Annotated in this window: 17 protein-coding genes; 13 read left to right on the top strand and 4 right to left on the bottom strand. The window is 40.5% G+C overall.

Going from position 1 to position 15,046, the window contains the following annotated elements; genetic code table 11:
- Positions 1-21: 21 nt before the first annotated feature.
- Positions 22-906: an RluA family pseudouridine synthase gene (locus DFO72_RS18915; RefSeq protein WP_113883321.1), complete on the top strand. Its 885-nt coding sequence runs from the start codon at positions 22-24 to the stop codon at positions 904-906.
- 26 nt (positions 907-932) lie between these two features.
- Here DFO72_RS18915 and prpE read toward each other — a convergent pair whose 3' ends face one another.
- Positions 933-1,667, bottom strand: coding sequence for a bis(5'-nucleosyl)-tetraphosphatase PrpE (gene prpE, locus DFO72_RS18920; RefSeq protein ID WP_113883320.1), 735 nt, complete (start codon positions 1,665-1,667; stop codon positions 933-935).
- A 385-nt stretch (positions 1,668-2,052) separates the two neighbouring features.
- On the opposite strand from prpE, the gene mgtE reads away from it, so the two are divergent.
- From mgtE to DFO72_RS18940, 4 genes are all read left to right on the top strand, one after another.
- Positions 2,053-3,432, top strand: coding sequence for a magnesium transporter (gene mgtE / locus DFO72_RS18925; RefSeq protein ID WP_113883319.1), 1,380 nt, complete (start codon positions 2,053-2,055; stop codon positions 3,430-3,432).
- Positions 3,433-3,444: 12 nt separating this feature from the next.
- The gene (locus DFO72_RS18930) at positions 3,445-5,304 is read left to right on the top strand and encodes a monovalent cation:proton antiporter family protein (RefSeq protein WP_113883318.1); all 1,860 of its coding nucleotides are present in this window, start codon (positions 3,445-3,447) and stop codon (positions 5,302-5,304) included.
- A gap of 137 nt (positions 5,305-5,441) precedes the next feature.
- Complete coding sequence (gene fabI / locus DFO72_RS18935) at positions 5,442-6,212, top strand: enoyl-ACP reductase FabI (protein WP_113883317.1); 771 nt, start codon at positions 5,442-5,444, stop codon at positions 6,210-6,212.
- Between the two features lie 117 nt (positions 6,213-6,329).
- On the top strand, positions 6,330-6,872 hold the full coding sequence (locus DFO72_RS18940; protein WP_113883316.1) for a CotO family spore coat protein: 543 nt from the start codon (positions 6,330-6,332) through the stop codon (positions 6,870-6,872).
- Between the two features lie 61 nt (positions 6,873-6,933).
- On the opposite strand, the gene DFO72_RS18945 is transcribed toward DFO72_RS18940, so the two are convergent.
- Complete coding sequence (locus DFO72_RS18945) at positions 6,934-7,437, bottom strand: CotY/CotZ family spore coat protein (protein WP_113883315.1); 504 nt, start codon at positions 7,435-7,437, stop codon at positions 6,934-6,936.
- A gap of 131 nt (positions 7,438-7,568) precedes the next feature.
- On the opposite strand from DFO72_RS18945, the gene DFO72_RS18950 reads away from it, so the two are divergent.
- The 7 genes from DFO72_RS18950 to DFO72_RS18980 all read left to right on the top strand — a co-directional run bounded on the left by DFO72_RS18950 (position 7,569) and on the right by DFO72_RS18980 (position 11,291).
- Positions 7,569-7,925, top strand: coding sequence for a DUF1360 domain-containing protein (locus DFO72_RS18950; RefSeq protein ID WP_113883314.1), 357 nt, complete (start codon positions 7,569-7,571; stop codon positions 7,923-7,925).
- A gap of 333 nt (positions 7,926-8,258) precedes the next feature.
- A complete protein-coding gene (locus tag DFO72_RS18955) occupies positions 8,259-8,732 on the top strand; it encodes a YhcN/YlaJ family sporulation lipoprotein (RefSeq protein WP_113883313.1) in 474 nt (157 codons plus the stop codon).
- Positions 8,733-8,747: 15 nt separating this feature from the next.
- Positions 8,748-9,218 carry a stage V sporulation protein AC gene (spoVAC, locus tag DFO72_RS18960; protein ID WP_009331179.1) on the top strand — a complete coding sequence of 157 codons (471 nt, stop codon included), beginning with the start codon at positions 8,748-8,750 and terminating at the stop codon, positions 9,216-9,218.
- Positions 9,218-10,231: a stage V sporulation protein AD gene (gene spoVAD, locus DFO72_RS18965; RefSeq protein WP_113883312.1), complete on the top strand. Its 1,014-nt coding sequence runs from the start codon at positions 9,218-9,220 to the stop codon at positions 10,229-10,231. The genes spoVAC and spoVAD overlap by 1 nt, the downstream gene beginning before the upstream one ends.
- 28 nt (positions 10,232-10,259) lie before the next feature.
- Positions 10,260-10,616 carry a stage V sporulation protein AE gene (gene spoVAE / locus DFO72_RS18970; RefSeq protein WP_113883311.1) on the top strand — a complete coding sequence of 119 codons (357 nt, stop codon included), beginning with the start codon at positions 10,260-10,262 and terminating at the stop codon, positions 10,614-10,616.
- 160 nt (positions 10,617-10,776) lie between these two features.
- A complete protein-coding gene (locus DFO72_RS18975; protein WP_113883310.1) occupies positions 10,777-10,890 on the top strand; it encodes a YjcZ family sporulation protein in 114 nt (37 codons plus the stop codon).
- 146 nt (positions 10,891-11,036) lie between these two features.
- Complete coding sequence (locus DFO72_RS18980) at positions 11,037-11,291, top strand: stage VI sporulation protein F (protein ID WP_009331176.1); 255 nt, start codon at positions 11,037-11,039, stop codon at positions 11,289-11,291.
- 37 nt (positions 11,292-11,328) lie between these two features.
- Here the strand turns inward: DFO72_RS18980 and DFO72_RS18985 are convergent, their stop codons facing one another.
- Complete coding sequence (locus DFO72_RS18985) at positions 11,329-13,647, bottom strand: UvrD-helicase domain-containing protein (protein ID WP_113883557.1); 2,319 nt, start codon at positions 13,645-13,647, stop codon at positions 11,329-11,331.
- Between the two features lie 205 nt (positions 13,648-13,852).
- On the opposite strand from DFO72_RS18985, the gene DFO72_RS18990 reads away from it, so the two are divergent.
- Complete coding sequence (locus tag DFO72_RS18990) at positions 13,853-14,137, top strand: hypothetical protein (protein WP_113883309.1); 285 nt, start codon at positions 13,853-13,855, stop codon at positions 14,135-14,137.
- Between the two features lie 146 nt (positions 14,138-14,283).
- Here DFO72_RS18990 and DFO72_RS18995 read toward each other — a convergent pair whose 3' ends face one another.
- Entirely contained in the window at positions 14,284-14,958 is a 675-nt protein-coding gene (locus DFO72_RS18995; protein WP_113883308.1) for a DUF421 domain-containing protein, read from the bottom strand.
- Positions 14,959-15,046 lie beyond the last annotated feature (88 nt).

A 15,046-nucleotide genomic window follows, 5' to 3' on the forward strand; every position in this document is an offset into this window, starting at 1 on the left:
CAGAACAGGAGCCTATAGCTCATGGCGCGTTTTGAATTACAATGGAAAATTACTGCCCTGCAGGCGGGCTCGTTAATCAGGGGATTTTTAAAAGAAAATGATATTTCTAAAACTGCACTCACTGACATAAAATTTGCTGGGGGCTTCATTAAAGTGAACAATCAGGAAGTCAATGTCCGCTACGAGCTAAAGGAGGGAGATATTCTTCGGGTTGGATTCCCTGAAGAAGTTCCCAGTAAAGGCATGAAGGGGGAAGACTTGCCCCTTGATATTCTTTATGAAGATGATTATCTTCTTGTAGTAAATAAACCTGCAGGTGTGAGTACCATTCCTTCCAGAGAACATCCTTCGGGAAGTTTGGCTAATCGTCTGATTGGGTATTATCAGCGAATAGGCTTAAAGTCTGCTGCGCATATTGTGACTCGACTCGATCGAGATACTTCTGGCCTGGTTTTAATAGCGAAACACAGGCATGTGCATCATTTGTTTAGCCAGCAGCAGCGATGCCGTAAAATCCAGCGGACGTATGAAGCCTTTGCAGAAGGGACAATCAGCCGGGATGCCGGTACTATAGAACAGCCGATTGGAAGAAAAGAAGACAGTATTATTGAGCGGAAAGTTAGTGAGGCAGGCCAATATGCATGTACTCATTATCAGGTAATCAGCCGGCACAAGGAATTTACACATGTAAAATTAAAGCTTGAAACTGGCAGAACTCACCAGATCAGAGTCCATTTGGCATGGCTTGGTTATCCTCTTGCAGGTGATGAATTGTATGGAGGCACAAGGCAATTTATCAGGAGGCAGGCACTGCACTGCTGCAGCCTTTCCTTTTATCATCCCTTTCTGCACAGAACTCTTATGTTTAAACAGCTGTTTCCAGAAGATATGAATTGTCTATTATAAAAGCCGGCATTTGCCGGCTTTTTGGATTAAATCTTCCTAAACTTCTCTTCTACATAAGGCATGCCTGACTGGACAGACATTAATTCCATTTCCGGATATCTAATTGCAGTTAATTTATTTCCAAAAACAGCGCCTGTATCAATATTATAGGTGTTATTGATTTTCCTGACTTCCTTTACAGGAGTATGCCCATAGACAACCGCTGCCTTACCCTCATACTGTTTAGCCCAATCCCGTCTCACAGGTGTCCCGTCAGGATTTTTTTCTCCAGTTATATCTCCGTAAAGAACAAAGGTTTTAACTTTTGATGAATGCATCCCAATGTAGCTTTCCTTAATTCCAGCATGGGCGATTACCAGTTTATTGTTGTCAAGCACATGGTATAGCGGTGCACTTTCATATAATTCCATAAATTTACTCTTCATTTCCATCTGTGATTGCGGGTCCAGCTGCTCATATTCAGCTGCTGTGGTTTCCAGGCCATGTGTAATTTGAACTTTATTTCCTAGAAAGTAGCGGTATAGTTTATTGCAATGATTGCCCGGGACATAGTAAGCCAGGTCATTTGCGGCAAGGTTATATACTGCATCGATGACTGCCAGAGATTCTGGTCCTCTGTCTGTTAAGTCTCCAACAAAGGCGAGTTTTCTATTACTTGGGTGGACAGGAAATCCCCTCTTCCATCTATAGCCCATTTTCAAAGTCAGTTCTTTCAATTCAGCAAAGCAGCCGTGAATATCACCAATAATATCAAGTCTCATATATAGGCTCCTTTAATAGTTCTACTGTTATGATATCAATTTTCATAATAATTATCATGACGTTTATTTTCAGCTTGCAGAGAAGCTTTAACGGTTTTAAGTTAAAGGAATGGGAAAATTAAAACTGAAAAGTACATTAACGTTCATTTGAATTTATGAATGTTCAGAGACGACAAAAAAACAAAGATTTGCTAGTATAGTGAAGTACGTTTTCCTGTTAGGCTTTTTAACGGGCAAGAAGCTCGTGGTTTCGTGTTTAACAAAAATACCGCTGGCAATATCAATTCCACAGCAAGAATGAAATTTTTCCAATTCACCTCAGGTTCCTGTGCTGGGGATAACATTTCAAAAAGAAGGTTTCATTGTATGAGAGGAGGTAATTTCTATGGAAGATCGCGCAGTGGAAAGGGCAGATTCCCACATCAATACCAGTCTTCTAATCCAATCTTTACAAAATGAAGAAATTGATATCTTCAGGAATGAATTTCTTGATATGCACCCTTATGATCAGGCTTCATTTTTTAAAGATCTGGATGAGGACATCCGGGCAAAAATTTATCTTTATCTCTCTCCGGAAGAAATGGCAGCTCTATTTGAAAATTTGGAGATTGAGGAAGAAGATTATAAAGACGTCCTTGCTGAGATGAATCCCCACTATGCAGCGGATATGCTTTCGGAAATGTATGCCGATGATGCAGTTGATGTTTTAAATGAACTAGATAAAGACCAGGTAGTCAGCTATTTGACAATTATGGATGATGAATCGGCAAAAGAAATTAAGGATTTGCTTCATTACGAAGAATATACAGCAGGAAGTATAATGACGACGGAATTTGTCTCACTGTCAGCCAATCAGACGGTTCGTTCTGCTATGTATATCCTGAAAAATGAAGCGCCAAGGGCGGAAACCATTTATTATGTGTACGTTGTTAATGACGAAAAAAAACTTATTGGCGTTATTTCATTAAGGGATTTAATAGTAAGTGATGATGATACGATGATTTCGGAAATCACAAATGACAGGGTAGTTTCCGTATCTGTCGGGGAAGATCAGGAAGAAGTCGCAAGAAAAATTAAAGACTATAACTTTCTCGCCGTACCGGTTGTGGATTTTCAAAACCATTTGCTGGGTATTATTACAGTTGATGATGTCATGGATGTCATGGAAGAAGAGGCATCTGATGATTATTCCAAATTGGCTGCTGTATCGGATATGGATCATATTGACAGGAATCCAGTTTCTGCAGCGCGTAAAAGGCTCCCCTGGCTTATCATCCTGCTGTTTTTGGGTATGTTAACTGCAAGCCTTATCGGAAGATTTGAGGATACCCTGGATAAGGTTGCAATTCTGGCTGTTTTCATTCCTCTTATTGCAGGGATGGCAGGAAATACAGGGACTCAGGCTTTGGCCGTTGCTGTCCGGGGTATTGCTACAGGTGACCTGGAGAAAGAAAATAAGTGGAAACTGGTGATAAGGGAAGCAGGGACTGGGTTAATTAATGGCGGAATTTGCGGTGTTCTTGTGACTTTCATTGTTTACTTCTGGAAAGGAAATTTCTTTCTTGGTGTTTTAGTTGGCGTTTCAATTTTGTTTACGTTGATAGTAGCCACCCTTGCCGGTGCGCTGATTCCATTGCTAATGCACAGGATGAAAATTGACCCGGCTGTTGCCTCAGGTCCATTTATTACAACTATTAATGATCTAATCAGTATTTTAATTTATTTTGGAATGGCGACATTATTTATGAGCTACTTAACAGGCTAAGGGGGTTATTTTATGGAACATGGAGCATCAGTAGCTTCGCTGGTCATTGTGATATTGGCTGCTTTTATCACGCCCATTTTGCTGCACCGGCTGAAAATTAATTTCATCCCTGTAGTGGTGGCAGAGATTCTTATAGGTTTGATTATCGGTAAAAGCGGCTTTGATATCGTACATGAAGATATGTGGCTGGAAACTCTTTCGACTCTTGGATTTATATTTCTAATGTTCTTGAGCGGTCTGGAAATTGACTTTACAGCTTTTTCTTCGGCAAAGAAGAGAGTAAAGCTCCCAAGCGGGAAGCTTGAGCCAAACTCTTTTGCTGTTTCTTCCATTGTATTTTTAGGAATATTTTTGGTTTCATTGGGTTTATCGTATTTATTTGTCTGGGCAGATTTCATTGATAATGCCTTTTTAATGACATTAATTATTTCGACCATCTCTCTGGGAGTTGTGGTTCCGACACTTAAGGAAGCGCATTTGATGAAAACAGGCATAGGCCAAATCATTCTGCTGATCGCCGTTATTGCTGATTTGGCTACCATGATTCTGCTGGCTGTGTTTGTTTCATTAAATGATACAGGCGGAGGGAATACCTGGCTGCTTCTCGTCTTATTTGGCGTAGGTGTATTGCTGTATTTCCTGGGGAGAAGGTTTAAAAACCTTAATTTTCTTGAAGCGATGTCTACAGGGACTGTTCAGATTGGAACAAGAGCGGTGTTTGCACTAATCATATTCCTGGTGGCGTTATCAGAAACAGTTGGGGCAGAGAATATATTAGGTGCTTTCCTTGCCGGTGTACTTGTATCATTGCTGGCGCCAAATCAGGAAATGATCCATAAACTGGATTCTTTCGGATATGGATTCCTCATCCCTATTTTCTTTGTGATGGTAGGGGTGGATCTCGACGTATGGACATTGTTTGGAGATCCGAAATTGCTAATGCTTATTCCATTGCTGCTGGTTGCACTGCTGCTTTCAAAACTTTTACCAATCTATATTTTAAAAAGATGGTATGACATTAAAACTGTTATTGCTTCAGGGTTTTTATTAACGTCAACCCTTTCTCTTGTTATTGCTGCAGCAACTATTGGTGAAAGAATGGATGTCATTACCGCCGAAATGAGCGGAACATTGATTTTAGTTGCAGTCATAACGAGTATATTTACTCCTGTAGTCTTTAAAAAGCTATTCCCTATGGAAGCGGCCGAAGAGAAGAAGCTAAAAGTGTCTTTCATTGGTGCTAATCAAATGACGATGCCGATCTATAATGAACTTAAATCATCCCTTTACGAACCAGCTTTGTATCATAAAAAGCAGGAAAAGGCGGAAAAGCAGATAGCTGACTCTTTGTTTGATATCATTGAAGTTGATGAATTTAATATTGAAAATTTTGATGGTACAGAAGCATTTGAATCAGATATTGTAGTAATCTCGACAGGGGATGAAGAGACAAATGCGACATTATCTATTGCTTTTAAAGAAAAGGGAGTGGATCGTGTCATTTGCCGTATGGAAAGCCCTGATATGGAAGAAACTTTACGGGAACATGATATTGAGCTGTTTTCAACCATTCTTTCGTCTAAGGCACTGCTTCGTGCTTTAATTGAATCACCTAGTGTGGTGAACATTTTAACGAACCAGGAGACAGCTTTATACGAGATCCGATTGAAGAATGAGCAGTTTGAAGGCATGATGCTCCGGCGATTCCCGTTTACAGGGGATGTCATATTCGTACGTATATTTAGAGGTAAGGATTCTATTGTTCCGCACGGAGATACAGAACTGCATGTTAATGACCGCCTGATTGTTACGGGATCTAAGGAGTACGTTGATGAATTAAAAAGGGAACTTGAGTTTTGTGAATGGTGTTAGGGCTCTCCGACATCTTTCTTGCCGAAAAAGTTCTGCTTTAATAGCAGGATTTTTTCGGCTTTTCTTTTCAGATAAATTGTTGTACAATTAGTACTAGGTACTAATAACATGTAATAATAAATCAGGAGGATTTTAAAATGACTCTTTCACTAAATGGAAAAACATTCGTTGTAATGGGTGTGGCAAATAAAAGAAGTATAGCATGGGGAATTGCCAAATCCCTTCATGATGCTGGTGCCCGTTTAATTTTTACATATGCGGGAGAAAGACTAGAGAAAAGTGTGCGTGAATTGGCAGAATCATTGGAGGATGCACATTCATTAGTTCTTCCTTGTGATGTAACAAGTGATGAAGACATCGCGAAATGCTTTGGCACGATTAAGGAGGAAGCTGGTGTAATTCATGGAATTGCCCACTGCATAGCCTTTGCCCACAAAGAAGAACTTCAGGGAGAATATATGAACACCACAAGAGACGGGTTTCTCTTAGCTCACAATATCAGCTCTTATTCACTGACTGCCATTGCCAAGGAAGCAAAAGGATTAATGACAGAAGGCGGAAGCATTGTGACTCTCACATACCTTGGCGGTGAGAAGGTTGTGAAAAATTATAATGTTATGGGTGTAGCAAAAGCCTCCCTTGACGCAAGTGTCAAATATTTGGCAAACGACCTCGGTAAAGATGGAATTCGGGTCAATTCCATTTCAGCAGGTCCAATCAGGACTCTTTCTGCAAAAGGAATTAGCGAGTTCAATTCTATCCTGAAAGAAATTGAAGAGCGGGCTCCTCTCCGTAAAACAACAACTCCGGAAGAAGTCGGGGATACAGCTTTATTCTTATTCAGCAGCCTGTCCCGAGGAATAACGGGTGAAAATATTCACGTAGATTCCGGTTATCATATTCTCTAATAGAAATTGCCTGCTCCAATGTGAGCGGGCTTTTTTTATTTCCACCAGAAACGAAAGCCCATCTTCTGCATACATATAATACGACGAACAATAAGATTAGCGGAGGTGGGCAAAAAAATGGCTGAGAAAAAAGTGAAGGAACCATTATTTTATATACAGCAGCCGAGTTTCCAATTTCCAGAGACCAGGATGCAAACAGTCTACTCCAGCAGAAAAGCAGAGCTGGATCGTAAACTGGAACAAAAAGAAAGTGTACCGGAACCCGGGAACAAAATAAATGAACAGGCGATGCCCAAAGAAAAGACTGAAAATATGACCGAAGTAAAGGTGCAGGCAGCTATTGAAGAATTTGAAGCAGGCAGGGAAGAGAAAAATGAAAGTGCATCCTTTGCATTTACGACGGAAAAAAGAAAACCTGCTTTCAATCGTGTAAAAAGCTTTAAGGAAATGGACACGCTTGAGCGCCTGGAGTACTTAATTGATTTTCCAAAACAGCTTCCCCCTATACCCTGTATATTTGAAACCGGCGATAAGGCAATAAGGGGATTTCTGGTTTCGAAAAATGAAGAATCCATCGGGGTTAAGCTATTTGATGAATCGATTGAACAAATTAGTCTTCAATCATTAAATGCTGTCAAAATGATTGGCCTAAGAAGGTAAAAGAAAAGTGCAGGAGCTAGACAGAAAAAAATAGCCAGCCGAATGGACGGCTGGCTCCAAATTAATCTTCACAGATATCAAGGTCTACATCGGCAATACATTGAACAGCGCAGAAGCAGTTTAGGTCAACTGTTACGCAGTCATTAGTACTGCGGAAGTCGTCAACTTCGCAAACTTTTTTAAGGTCGATGCAGCAGTCATCGGCAAGGTTGACTGTTTTGTCTGGACCAGGTTTTCTATTTATTGGCTCTAGGACACGAAGCACTGCACAGCAGTTATCGAACACTTCTTCTACTCTAAAGAAAATGGATACACATGCACAGTCATTTCCTGTAAAGAAAGCATGGAATGGTGAACCGTCCGCAGTTTTTAATGTGAATACGCGGGTATCCGGGCGCTTGTGGCGTTTTCTGCCTGTTGGTGATATAACTCCCAGCGGCTCCAGGAAACAGTTTGAAGGGCATTCGCACACATCTTCTGCGTTATCTTGAATATCTTTTATAGCTCGAACTACTTCACATACACAGCCTTTACCTTTGAAGTCGTCTTTTTTTCCACAACCCATTTTTGTTTTCCTCCTTGTTTGTTTCTTGTGGTCTACACTACTAACATATTGCCGAAGTGCCCTATGGGTTACGGACAAACGCCTTGTTTTTTGAAAAAATAGGCTATTTTTTTATATTGGAGGTGAAAAAAATGGACATAACACCTATGGAATTGCTGATTTTTGCTCTTGCAAGCTTCAGGCTGACCAGACTGATTGTATTTGATAAAATTACCGAGTTTTTGCGCACACCTTTTTTGGAAGAAGTTGAGGAAAAGGATGAAAACGGAGGCGAAATTGAAGTTTATTGGGTTGTGAAAGATGGAAAAGTGCGAGGTTTCTTCGGAGAGCTTTTAAGCTGTTACTGGTGTACTGGTGTGTGGAGTGCGATTTTTTTATATGTGTCATATTACTTCTATGCATCATTGGCAGTTCCGGTGCTGCTGATTTTAGCAGTTGCCGGACTTGCAGCTATTATAGAATCTATGGTGCAAAAATTAATTAATTAGCTCATAGCTATTTGTTCCTTCATGTGGGCGTTTGTTTTACACAAGCTTTGAGGCTCAGCATAAATTAAAAAGAGGAAAATTATTGTTAATGGAGGGCCTCAAAGATGTTAAAGAATCATAAGGATCAGCAAGCTGAAAAATCACAGCCGGTCAAAAAGAAAAAGAAAAAGGGATGCGGCTGCGGAAAAAAAACGAAGAAAGCTCAATAGCCGGAGGACCCGGCTTTTTTTTATTGTTTTTTTTCTGGGAAAAATAGGATGGATAGTAATATTCATAAATCCAAAACTATTCGAGGACAATATAATTAAAGATTCTACATAGGAAGGGACTATTATGAAAAAAAGACTTTTATCGTTTATTGCATTTTCACTGATCTTATTATCAGGCTGCAGCGGAGATGGGAAGGTGACGGATAGCGATCTTGCGCTGCTCAAAACGACTAATCCCCCTGCTGTATTAATTGATAAAAATACAAGGGGAAATATGGATTTAGTCGAAAACATTGAGCATGACGTCGAAAAAATGAAAGAACTGTATGATGTTGCAGTGGTAAAAAGCAATGGGGATACTCTTGTTGCTTACAAAGTGAAGCATTTGCAGCGATTCCACATGAAAAAGATTGAAAAGAAAATGACAAAAATGCTTGAGGAGAAATACCCTGATGAGAACTTCATTGTTTCAAGCGATTATAAAATCTTTATTGAGGCAGTTGAACTTCAGGAAAAAATGAAAGATCCCGATTTTACAGACAATAAGGCTAAAAAGAAACTTGATAAAATCATAAAGCTGAAAAATGAAATGACATAGGAAGGGTGCAGGGGCATGAGTAAAAAAACAAAAACACCGGAACAGCAGCAATATGAGAAGCTTGAGCAAAAACATGAGCTGAAGCGCCCAGTCCTGAAAAATTGCATTCGTGCTTTCTGGGTGGGAGGTCTCATCTGTGTTGTTGGACAGGCAATAACTTATTTTTATATCTACTTTTTTAATTTCACCGAACAGACGGCCGGTAATCCAACTGTTGCTACGATGATCTTTATCTCCATGCTTCTGACAGGTTTTGGCGTTTATGACCGTTTGGGCCAGTTCGGCGGAGCAGGCAGTGCCGTTCCTGTAACGGGCTTTGGAAATGCTGTAATTTCAGCTGCTATTGAGCATCGCACGGAAGGCTTTGTGCTGGGTGTAGGGGGAAACATGTTCAAGCTTGCTGGGTCGGTTATTCTTTTTGGTGTGTTTTCGGCTTTTGTAGTGGCCCTAATTAAAACGCTATTAATTATTTGGGGGGTTATTTAATGCTAAAGGGAAAACAATCCTGGGTCTTTCAAAACCGTCCGGTAATTGCAGCTGCAGGTGTATCCGGCGGGCCATTTGAGGCAAACGGCAATCTGTCAGAAGATTTTGATGTTCTGCATGATGATTTGTGGATGGGTGAAGATTCTTATGAGAAAGCACATCGGATTCTTCTGGAAGAGGCGGGACAGACAGCCTTAAATAAGGCAAATGTCCAGAAGGAGGATGTACAATTTTATATTGCCGGGGATTTAATCAATCAGATTACTCCTTCCAGTTTAAGTGCAAGAACGATACAAATCCCATATTTCGGGGTTTTCGGAGCTTGCTCAACTTCAATGGAAGGACTTGCGCTGGCATCCTTCATTGTTAATTACCGTGGTGCTGATCACGTTTTGACAGGTGCTTCGAGCCATAATGCTGCTGTTGAAAAACAATTCAGATACCCGACAGAATACGGTGGCCAAAAGCCCCCAACAGCCCAATGGACAGTAACTGGTGCAGGTGCCGCTCTGGTTTCCGCAAAATCAGCTGGTTCGAATTTGCCGGTTACCACTTCTGCTACAATTGGTAAAGTAATCGACATGGGTCTGACAGATCCTTTTAATATGGGAGGAGCTATGGCGCCTGCAGCAGCAGATACCATTACTGCACACTTCAAAGACATGCAGCTGGATCCATCACATTACGATTTGATTGTCACAGGGGATCTTGGGAGAATAGGGCAGGAAACTGCTTATGAACTGCTCATAAATAATGGATTGAAAATTGATAGAGAGAAATTTAAAGATTGCGGATTAATGATTTATAAAGATGATCAGCCTGTCCAGTCTGGAGGAAGCGGCGCAGGGTGCTCGGCTGCTGTCCTGTATGGACACCTTTTGAATCAAATGAAGCAAGGGACTTATAGAAGAATCCTTGTTGTCGCGACGGGCGCCTTATTATCGCCATTGACATTCCAGCAGAGTGAAAGCATCCCTTGTATTGCACATGCAGTTTCAATTGAAATGACTTAAAGAGGATGTTTAAAGGAGGAATATTTGCATGCTGCCTATGTTTTTTTGGGCTTTTGTAATTGGAGGCCTATTTTGCGTATTTGGACAAATATTATTTGATATTTTTAAGTTAACACCTGGCCATACATTAAGCCTTTTGGTTGTAATTGGAGCTGTTCTTGATGGAGTTGGGCTGTATGAACCGCTAGCGGACTTTGCGGGGGCAGGAGCGACAATCCCTATAACAAGCTTTGGCAATTCCCTCGTCCATGGAGCCCTTCAGGAAGCTGATCAGCACGGGCTAGTCGGCGTATTGACCGGAATGTTCGAAGTAACCAGCTCCGGTATTTCAGCTGCGATAATCTTCGGCTTTATCGGTGCACTAATTTTCAAGCCAAAAGGGTAAATGAGATGGTAAATACACTAGTATTTCCTTCAAGGTATTAAAAAACAAGCCTTTTATTTCAATCTGACTGAATAAACCAAGCCTCCCTTGGGAGCTTGCCCATTCACCATGCTATATTTTCACATATGTTGCAGGGAGAAATCCAAGTGAGGTGAGAGGCATGGGCTATGGCTATGGAGGCTGCGGATATGGCGGGGGCTATGAGAATACGTTTGTTCTAATCGTTGTCCTATTCATATTACTCATTATCGTCGGAGCAAGTTTCTACAATTAGATTTCACAAAGGCTGACTCAGAACCAGCAGCAGGTTTTGTGTTGGCTTTTTTGCGTATCAAGTACATAAATTTTTAATACATTTCACGTTTTTCGCCCACCTTCATAAGATATAAAGGAGTAAATGAAGGAGCGTGATTGATCAGCATGGATAACAACTTTTTTAAAAACCTTGAAAAGAAAACAGGCGTAAATATGAAGGATGTACTTGAACTGGCCGGCTCATTGCAGAATGCAAATTTTAAAGATGAAAAAACAGTACGAAATGTAATCAAGAGAGTTTCGCAAATTGCAAATAAACCCGTTTCCAAGGATATGGAAGATAAAATTGTGAAATCAATTGTTGCTGATGGAAAGCAGCTTGACTTTAACACAATTTCCCAGATGATGAATAAAAAATAACAGAAGGGCCTGGCCAGGTTGCAGCCAGGTCTTCTGTTTATTTTCCGTCTTTGTTCCTGCCGCTTCTTGTGATGGGGGCAATGAACCTTGAGGCATATGCCTTCCGTCCCCGCCTTTTTTCCGGCACAGAAATGTATAAGTCCTTCCTTGCCCTTGTAACGGCAACGTACATTAACCTTCGTTCTTCCTCTAGCGGTGCAGACTCACCTGAACGGTAAGCTTCCAGTGCATGATCATGCGGGAGGTTTCCTTCAACTGCACCGGCAACATATACCACATTATATTCAAGGCCTTTTGCACGGTGGATAGTGCTTAAAGTAATGGCATTATCATTATTCCTGCTGAGGCGCTTGATTTCTTTGTTCATGGCTCTCATATGTTCAGTATGCTCCAGAAATTCATGAAGAGATTCAAAGTTGCGCGCAGCGACCTTCAAATCTTTTATATCATCAGAGCCTTTATCCATTTTATTGCCTTCATTGCCGCGTTTTTTTAAAAAGTCCTGGAAGCCCAGCTCTTTTTCAACAGTTTCAAATGCAGTGATGGGACTAAGTCCGGAGATTGATCTGGTAACAGAGATCACTTTTTTTAATTTGCTTTCCTGAAAAGCAAATCCTGTTTTTATAAACTTTAGACACTCCAGCATTGAGCAATCCTGCAAGATGCTTTCTGCCTTAATATCCTGAAGGACTGATTGTTTAACAAATAGAGACGGAAGCATATCTTTCAAAGCATTCTGGTCATCTTCATTTAATGATAACTTTAGAAAAGCAAGCATGCTTCTAACAATAAACCGATCATAAAATGATTCGGCATCCTGATCCAATTTAAACGGAAGGCTGGAATTGGCCAGCCTTTCAAAAATGGCCCTGCTGCCAGTATGAGTGCGGAATAATACTGCAAAATCCCGCGGCTCATATCCTTCTTCAATTTTTTCCTGAATATCAGTCATGATCATCGTTGCTTCTTCTTCCTCATCAAAAGGAAAAAAGAGAAATGGGTGCTGCCCGCCAGAAAATTGGGCATTCATGCTTTTGGCACGTCTATGTTTATTTAGAGAAATGATTTGGTTTGCTGCTGATACGATCTCGTGAGCAGAGCGGTAATTCTGATTCAATGTTATAACCTTAGCACCAGGGAAATCTTTCTCGAAATCTAAAAGATATTGGGGATCGCTTCCTCTGAAAGCATAAATAGATTGATCATCGTCACCCACTGCACAGACGTTTTTTGTTTTATCGGACAGCATTTTCATAAGCTCATATTGAACATTATTAATATCCTGGAACTCATCGATCAGGAAATAATGAAAGCGATTTTGATATTGTTCAAGAATTTCAGGCTTTTCATGAAAAAGAGCATGGCAGCCTGTCAGCATGTCATCAAAATCAAATAATTCTCTTCTTAATTTTGTTTGTTCATACCTTTGATAAAGTATCGCGGTCTGTTCCTCCCAATCATTCTTTGGATGAACCTTCCCAGGACCAATAAGAGAGTTTTTCCAATAGCTAATTTGCTGGAGGGCAAGGTCAAAGGCAAATTCCTTTTCATCGAGCTTTAAGTCTTTGCTGGATTCCTTAATGATCTGTTCCCGCTGCCACTCTTTATTAAGGAGCTTGACGGAAGACCATTTTCCCGGATTGTGGAAAGAGAGAATCCGGTAAAATAAGCTGTGAAAAGTCCCTGAAACGATTTGCCTGACTTTTCGTGAATCCATTCCGGGATATTGGATAAGGCGCTCCTTCATTTCAGCCGCAGCCTTAGCTGTAAAAGTAACGAGCATTATTGATTTAGGATCGATATTTTTCTCGCGAAGCATAAAAGCAGTCCTGGTTGTTAAAACTCGGGTCTTGCCGCTCCCTGCTCCTGCAAGAACGAGCAGAGGCCCATTAATATGTGAGACAGCCGCAGCCTGCTGTTCATCCAAAAAGACTCCTGCTTGTGAAAGGGACTTTAAGTATTCATCAGGGAAACTTTGATTGTGAGTGCTTTCCTGGATATAAGGGGGGATATTTTTTGCTGGCTGAGCTTTTTTAAAGGCTGATTCGATTTCTTTTACAGCAGCAGAAGCAATTGGCCTTGAAACAGGAATTTTAAAGCCGTTTCTTTCTATATATTCTTCAGTTTCAATCGTGGCTGATTCTTTTTTCGTCACTATATCCTTGCACATTCTGCTGCTTTGCTGAATATGATAAAAATGAGGCTCATCCATAATTCCTAAATACAAACGGACAGAAACTCCACAATCAGGGCAATACAGCTTTCCTTTTTTGCCTTCTTCATAAATATGCTGAAAACTTTCCCGATTCAATTGTTCCAGATTCACTGCTTTATTATGTAAAATTGCTGTCTTCATAAAAAATACCCCATTTTTATAAATTGCCGAGTTTAAATTATTAATCATCTTCCTTACAACAAGACAAATTTTATCATAACAAACCGGCAAAGGATTCTAAAGTGCTTTTCTGTTTAAAATTTTATGTAAACGGGTACATAAAAGTAAATATTGTTTCGTATACCTTTAATAATCACATACATAGAGAAAAGAGAGGGGAGCATTCATGGGCTACATTTTACCTGTAACTTCATATCAATATAGTCAGTATGCAGAAAGAGAGATTGACACAAAATATGATCCATTTCATTTCGTGCCAGTTGCCAAAATATCGGCACAATCCAATTCAAAAGATTTTCGTCATGAGCTTCCTCTTAATATTCAAAGAAGGCTAACCAAATTAAATTCTCAGCAGCGGGCTGACATCCAAACACGGAGCACCAGAAAGAAGGCAGAAGAAACATACGGCGAGCTGACGGGTAAAGGCCGCTATATTAGTGAATGCATATAGGAAAAGCGGAAGCGCATCCAAGGAAGCTTTCCCTTGGTGCTCACCCCTGACACCTCGAGGTGGTAGGCGGCCTCCTAAAAGATGCCGAAACCTTATTAGACAGTTATCTTAATTTCAGCAGTTTCTATCCAAAGAGAAGGAGAGGCTCAGTACGTTTGCACGTGCAAAGCCTCTCCTTTTTTCCACTCTGCATATAAGACATCTTTGACATTATTGGCGCCGTTGCTTTTAATTTCATGGATCAGGTTTGTTTCATCCCAATTGATGCTTTTGAGATTATCCCAAATCACTTCTCCGTCTAAAATTAAAGTTACTGGCAGCTCAATCTTATTTTTAGGGAGTTTTAAATCCCTAATGGTTGGGGTCGAGTAAAGAGGTTTTTTTAATGCACTTACCGTTCCATCTGTTTCAAGAATGGCATATTCGCATTCCCTGATAGAAAAGACGTCCTTTGAACGGAGGAGGTGCTGAAGCTGATTAAGGTCAAGATGATTTTTCTTCAGTTCTTCATAGACGATTCTTCCTTTTTTTATAACAATAGAGGGCTCACCTTCAAGAAGCTTGCGTGCCCGTTTAAATTTCTGGGTAAGGATTTCTGTTGCGTAAATGAGAGTCCCCCATACAGCAACAGCAAAGAATATTTCGGGGATTCCAGTCTCCTGATCGTATAAGGCATTACCCACCAGCTCGCCTAAAACGATGGCAGAGATAAAATCAAAAGGAGTAATCTGTGTGATCTGAGTTTTTCCCAGGAGTTTTGCCATAATAAATAAGAAAATATATCCTATCACAAGTACATTTATGATATGTAAATATTCCATTCAAACCACTCCTTAAAATGCTGTATCTGGAATAGTATTTGCTGATTGCCCCAAAATTATTGCATACAAAAAAGCTCCTGCCATCCTG

This window comes from Cytobacillus oceanisediminis (assembly GCF_004366035.1).
GTDB lineage: Bacteria > Bacillota > Bacilli > Bacillales > Cytobacillaceae > Cytobacillus > Cytobacillus oceanisediminis_C.

Coding starts and splice junctions, on each gene's coding strand:
- DFO72_RS18915 (WP_113883321.1), top strand. CDS start 22: ATGGCGCGTTTTGAATTACAATGGAAAATTACTGCCCTGCAGGCGGGC.
- prpE (WP_113883320.1), bottom strand. CDS start 1,667: ATGAGACTTGATATTATTGGTGATATTCACGGCTGCTTTGCTGAATTG.
- mgtE (WP_113883319.1), top strand. CDS start 2,053: ATGGAAGATCGCGCAGTGGAAAGGGCAGATTCCCACATCAATACCAGT.
- DFO72_RS18930 (WP_113883318.1), top strand. CDS start 3,445: ATGGAACATGGAGCATCAGTAGCTTCGCTGGTCATTGTGATATTGGCT.
- fabI (WP_113883317.1), top strand. CDS start 5,442: ATGACTCTTTCACTAAATGGAAAAACATTCGTTGTAATGGGTGTGGCA.
- DFO72_RS18940 (WP_113883316.1), top strand. CDS start 6,330: ATGGCTGAGAAAAAAGTGAAGGAACCATTATTTTATATACAGCAGCCG.
- DFO72_RS18945 (WP_113883315.1), bottom strand. CDS start 7,437: ATGGGTTGTGGAAAAAAAGACGACTTCAAAGGTAAAGGCTGTGTATGT.
- DFO72_RS18950 (WP_113883314.1), top strand. CDS start 7,569: ATGGACATAACACCTATGGAATTGCTGATTTTTGCTCTTGCAAGCTTC.
- DFO72_RS18955 (WP_113883313.1), top strand. CDS start 8,259: ATGAAAAAAAGACTTTTATCGTTTATTGCATTTTCACTGATCTTATTA.
- spoVAC (WP_009331179.1), top strand. CDS start 8,748: ATGAGTAAAAAAACAAAAACACCGGAACAGCAGCAATATGAGAAGCTT.
- spoVAD (WP_113883312.1), top strand. CDS start 9,218: ATGCTAAAGGGAAAACAATCCTGGGTCTTTCAAAACCGTCCGGTAATT.
- spoVAE (WP_113883311.1), top strand. CDS start 10,260: ATGCTGCCTATGTTTTTTTGGGCTTTTGTAATTGGAGGCCTATTTTGC.
- DFO72_RS18975 (WP_113883310.1), top strand. CDS start 10,777: ATGGGCTATGGCTATGGAGGCTGCGGATATGGCGGGGGCTATGAGAAT.
- DFO72_RS18980 (WP_009331176.1), top strand. CDS start 11,037: ATGGATAACAACTTTTTTAAAAACCTTGAAAAGAAAACAGGCGTAAAT.
- DFO72_RS18985 (WP_113883557.1), bottom strand. CDS start 13,647: ATGAAGACAGCAATTTTACATAATAAAGCAGTGAATCTGGAACAATTG.
- DFO72_RS18990 (WP_113883309.1), top strand. CDS start 13,853: ATGGGCTACATTTTACCTGTAACTTCATATCAATATAGTCAGTATGCA.
- DFO72_RS18995 (WP_113883308.1), bottom strand. CDS start 14,958: ATGGAATATTTACATATCATAAATGTACTTGTGATAGGATATATTTTC.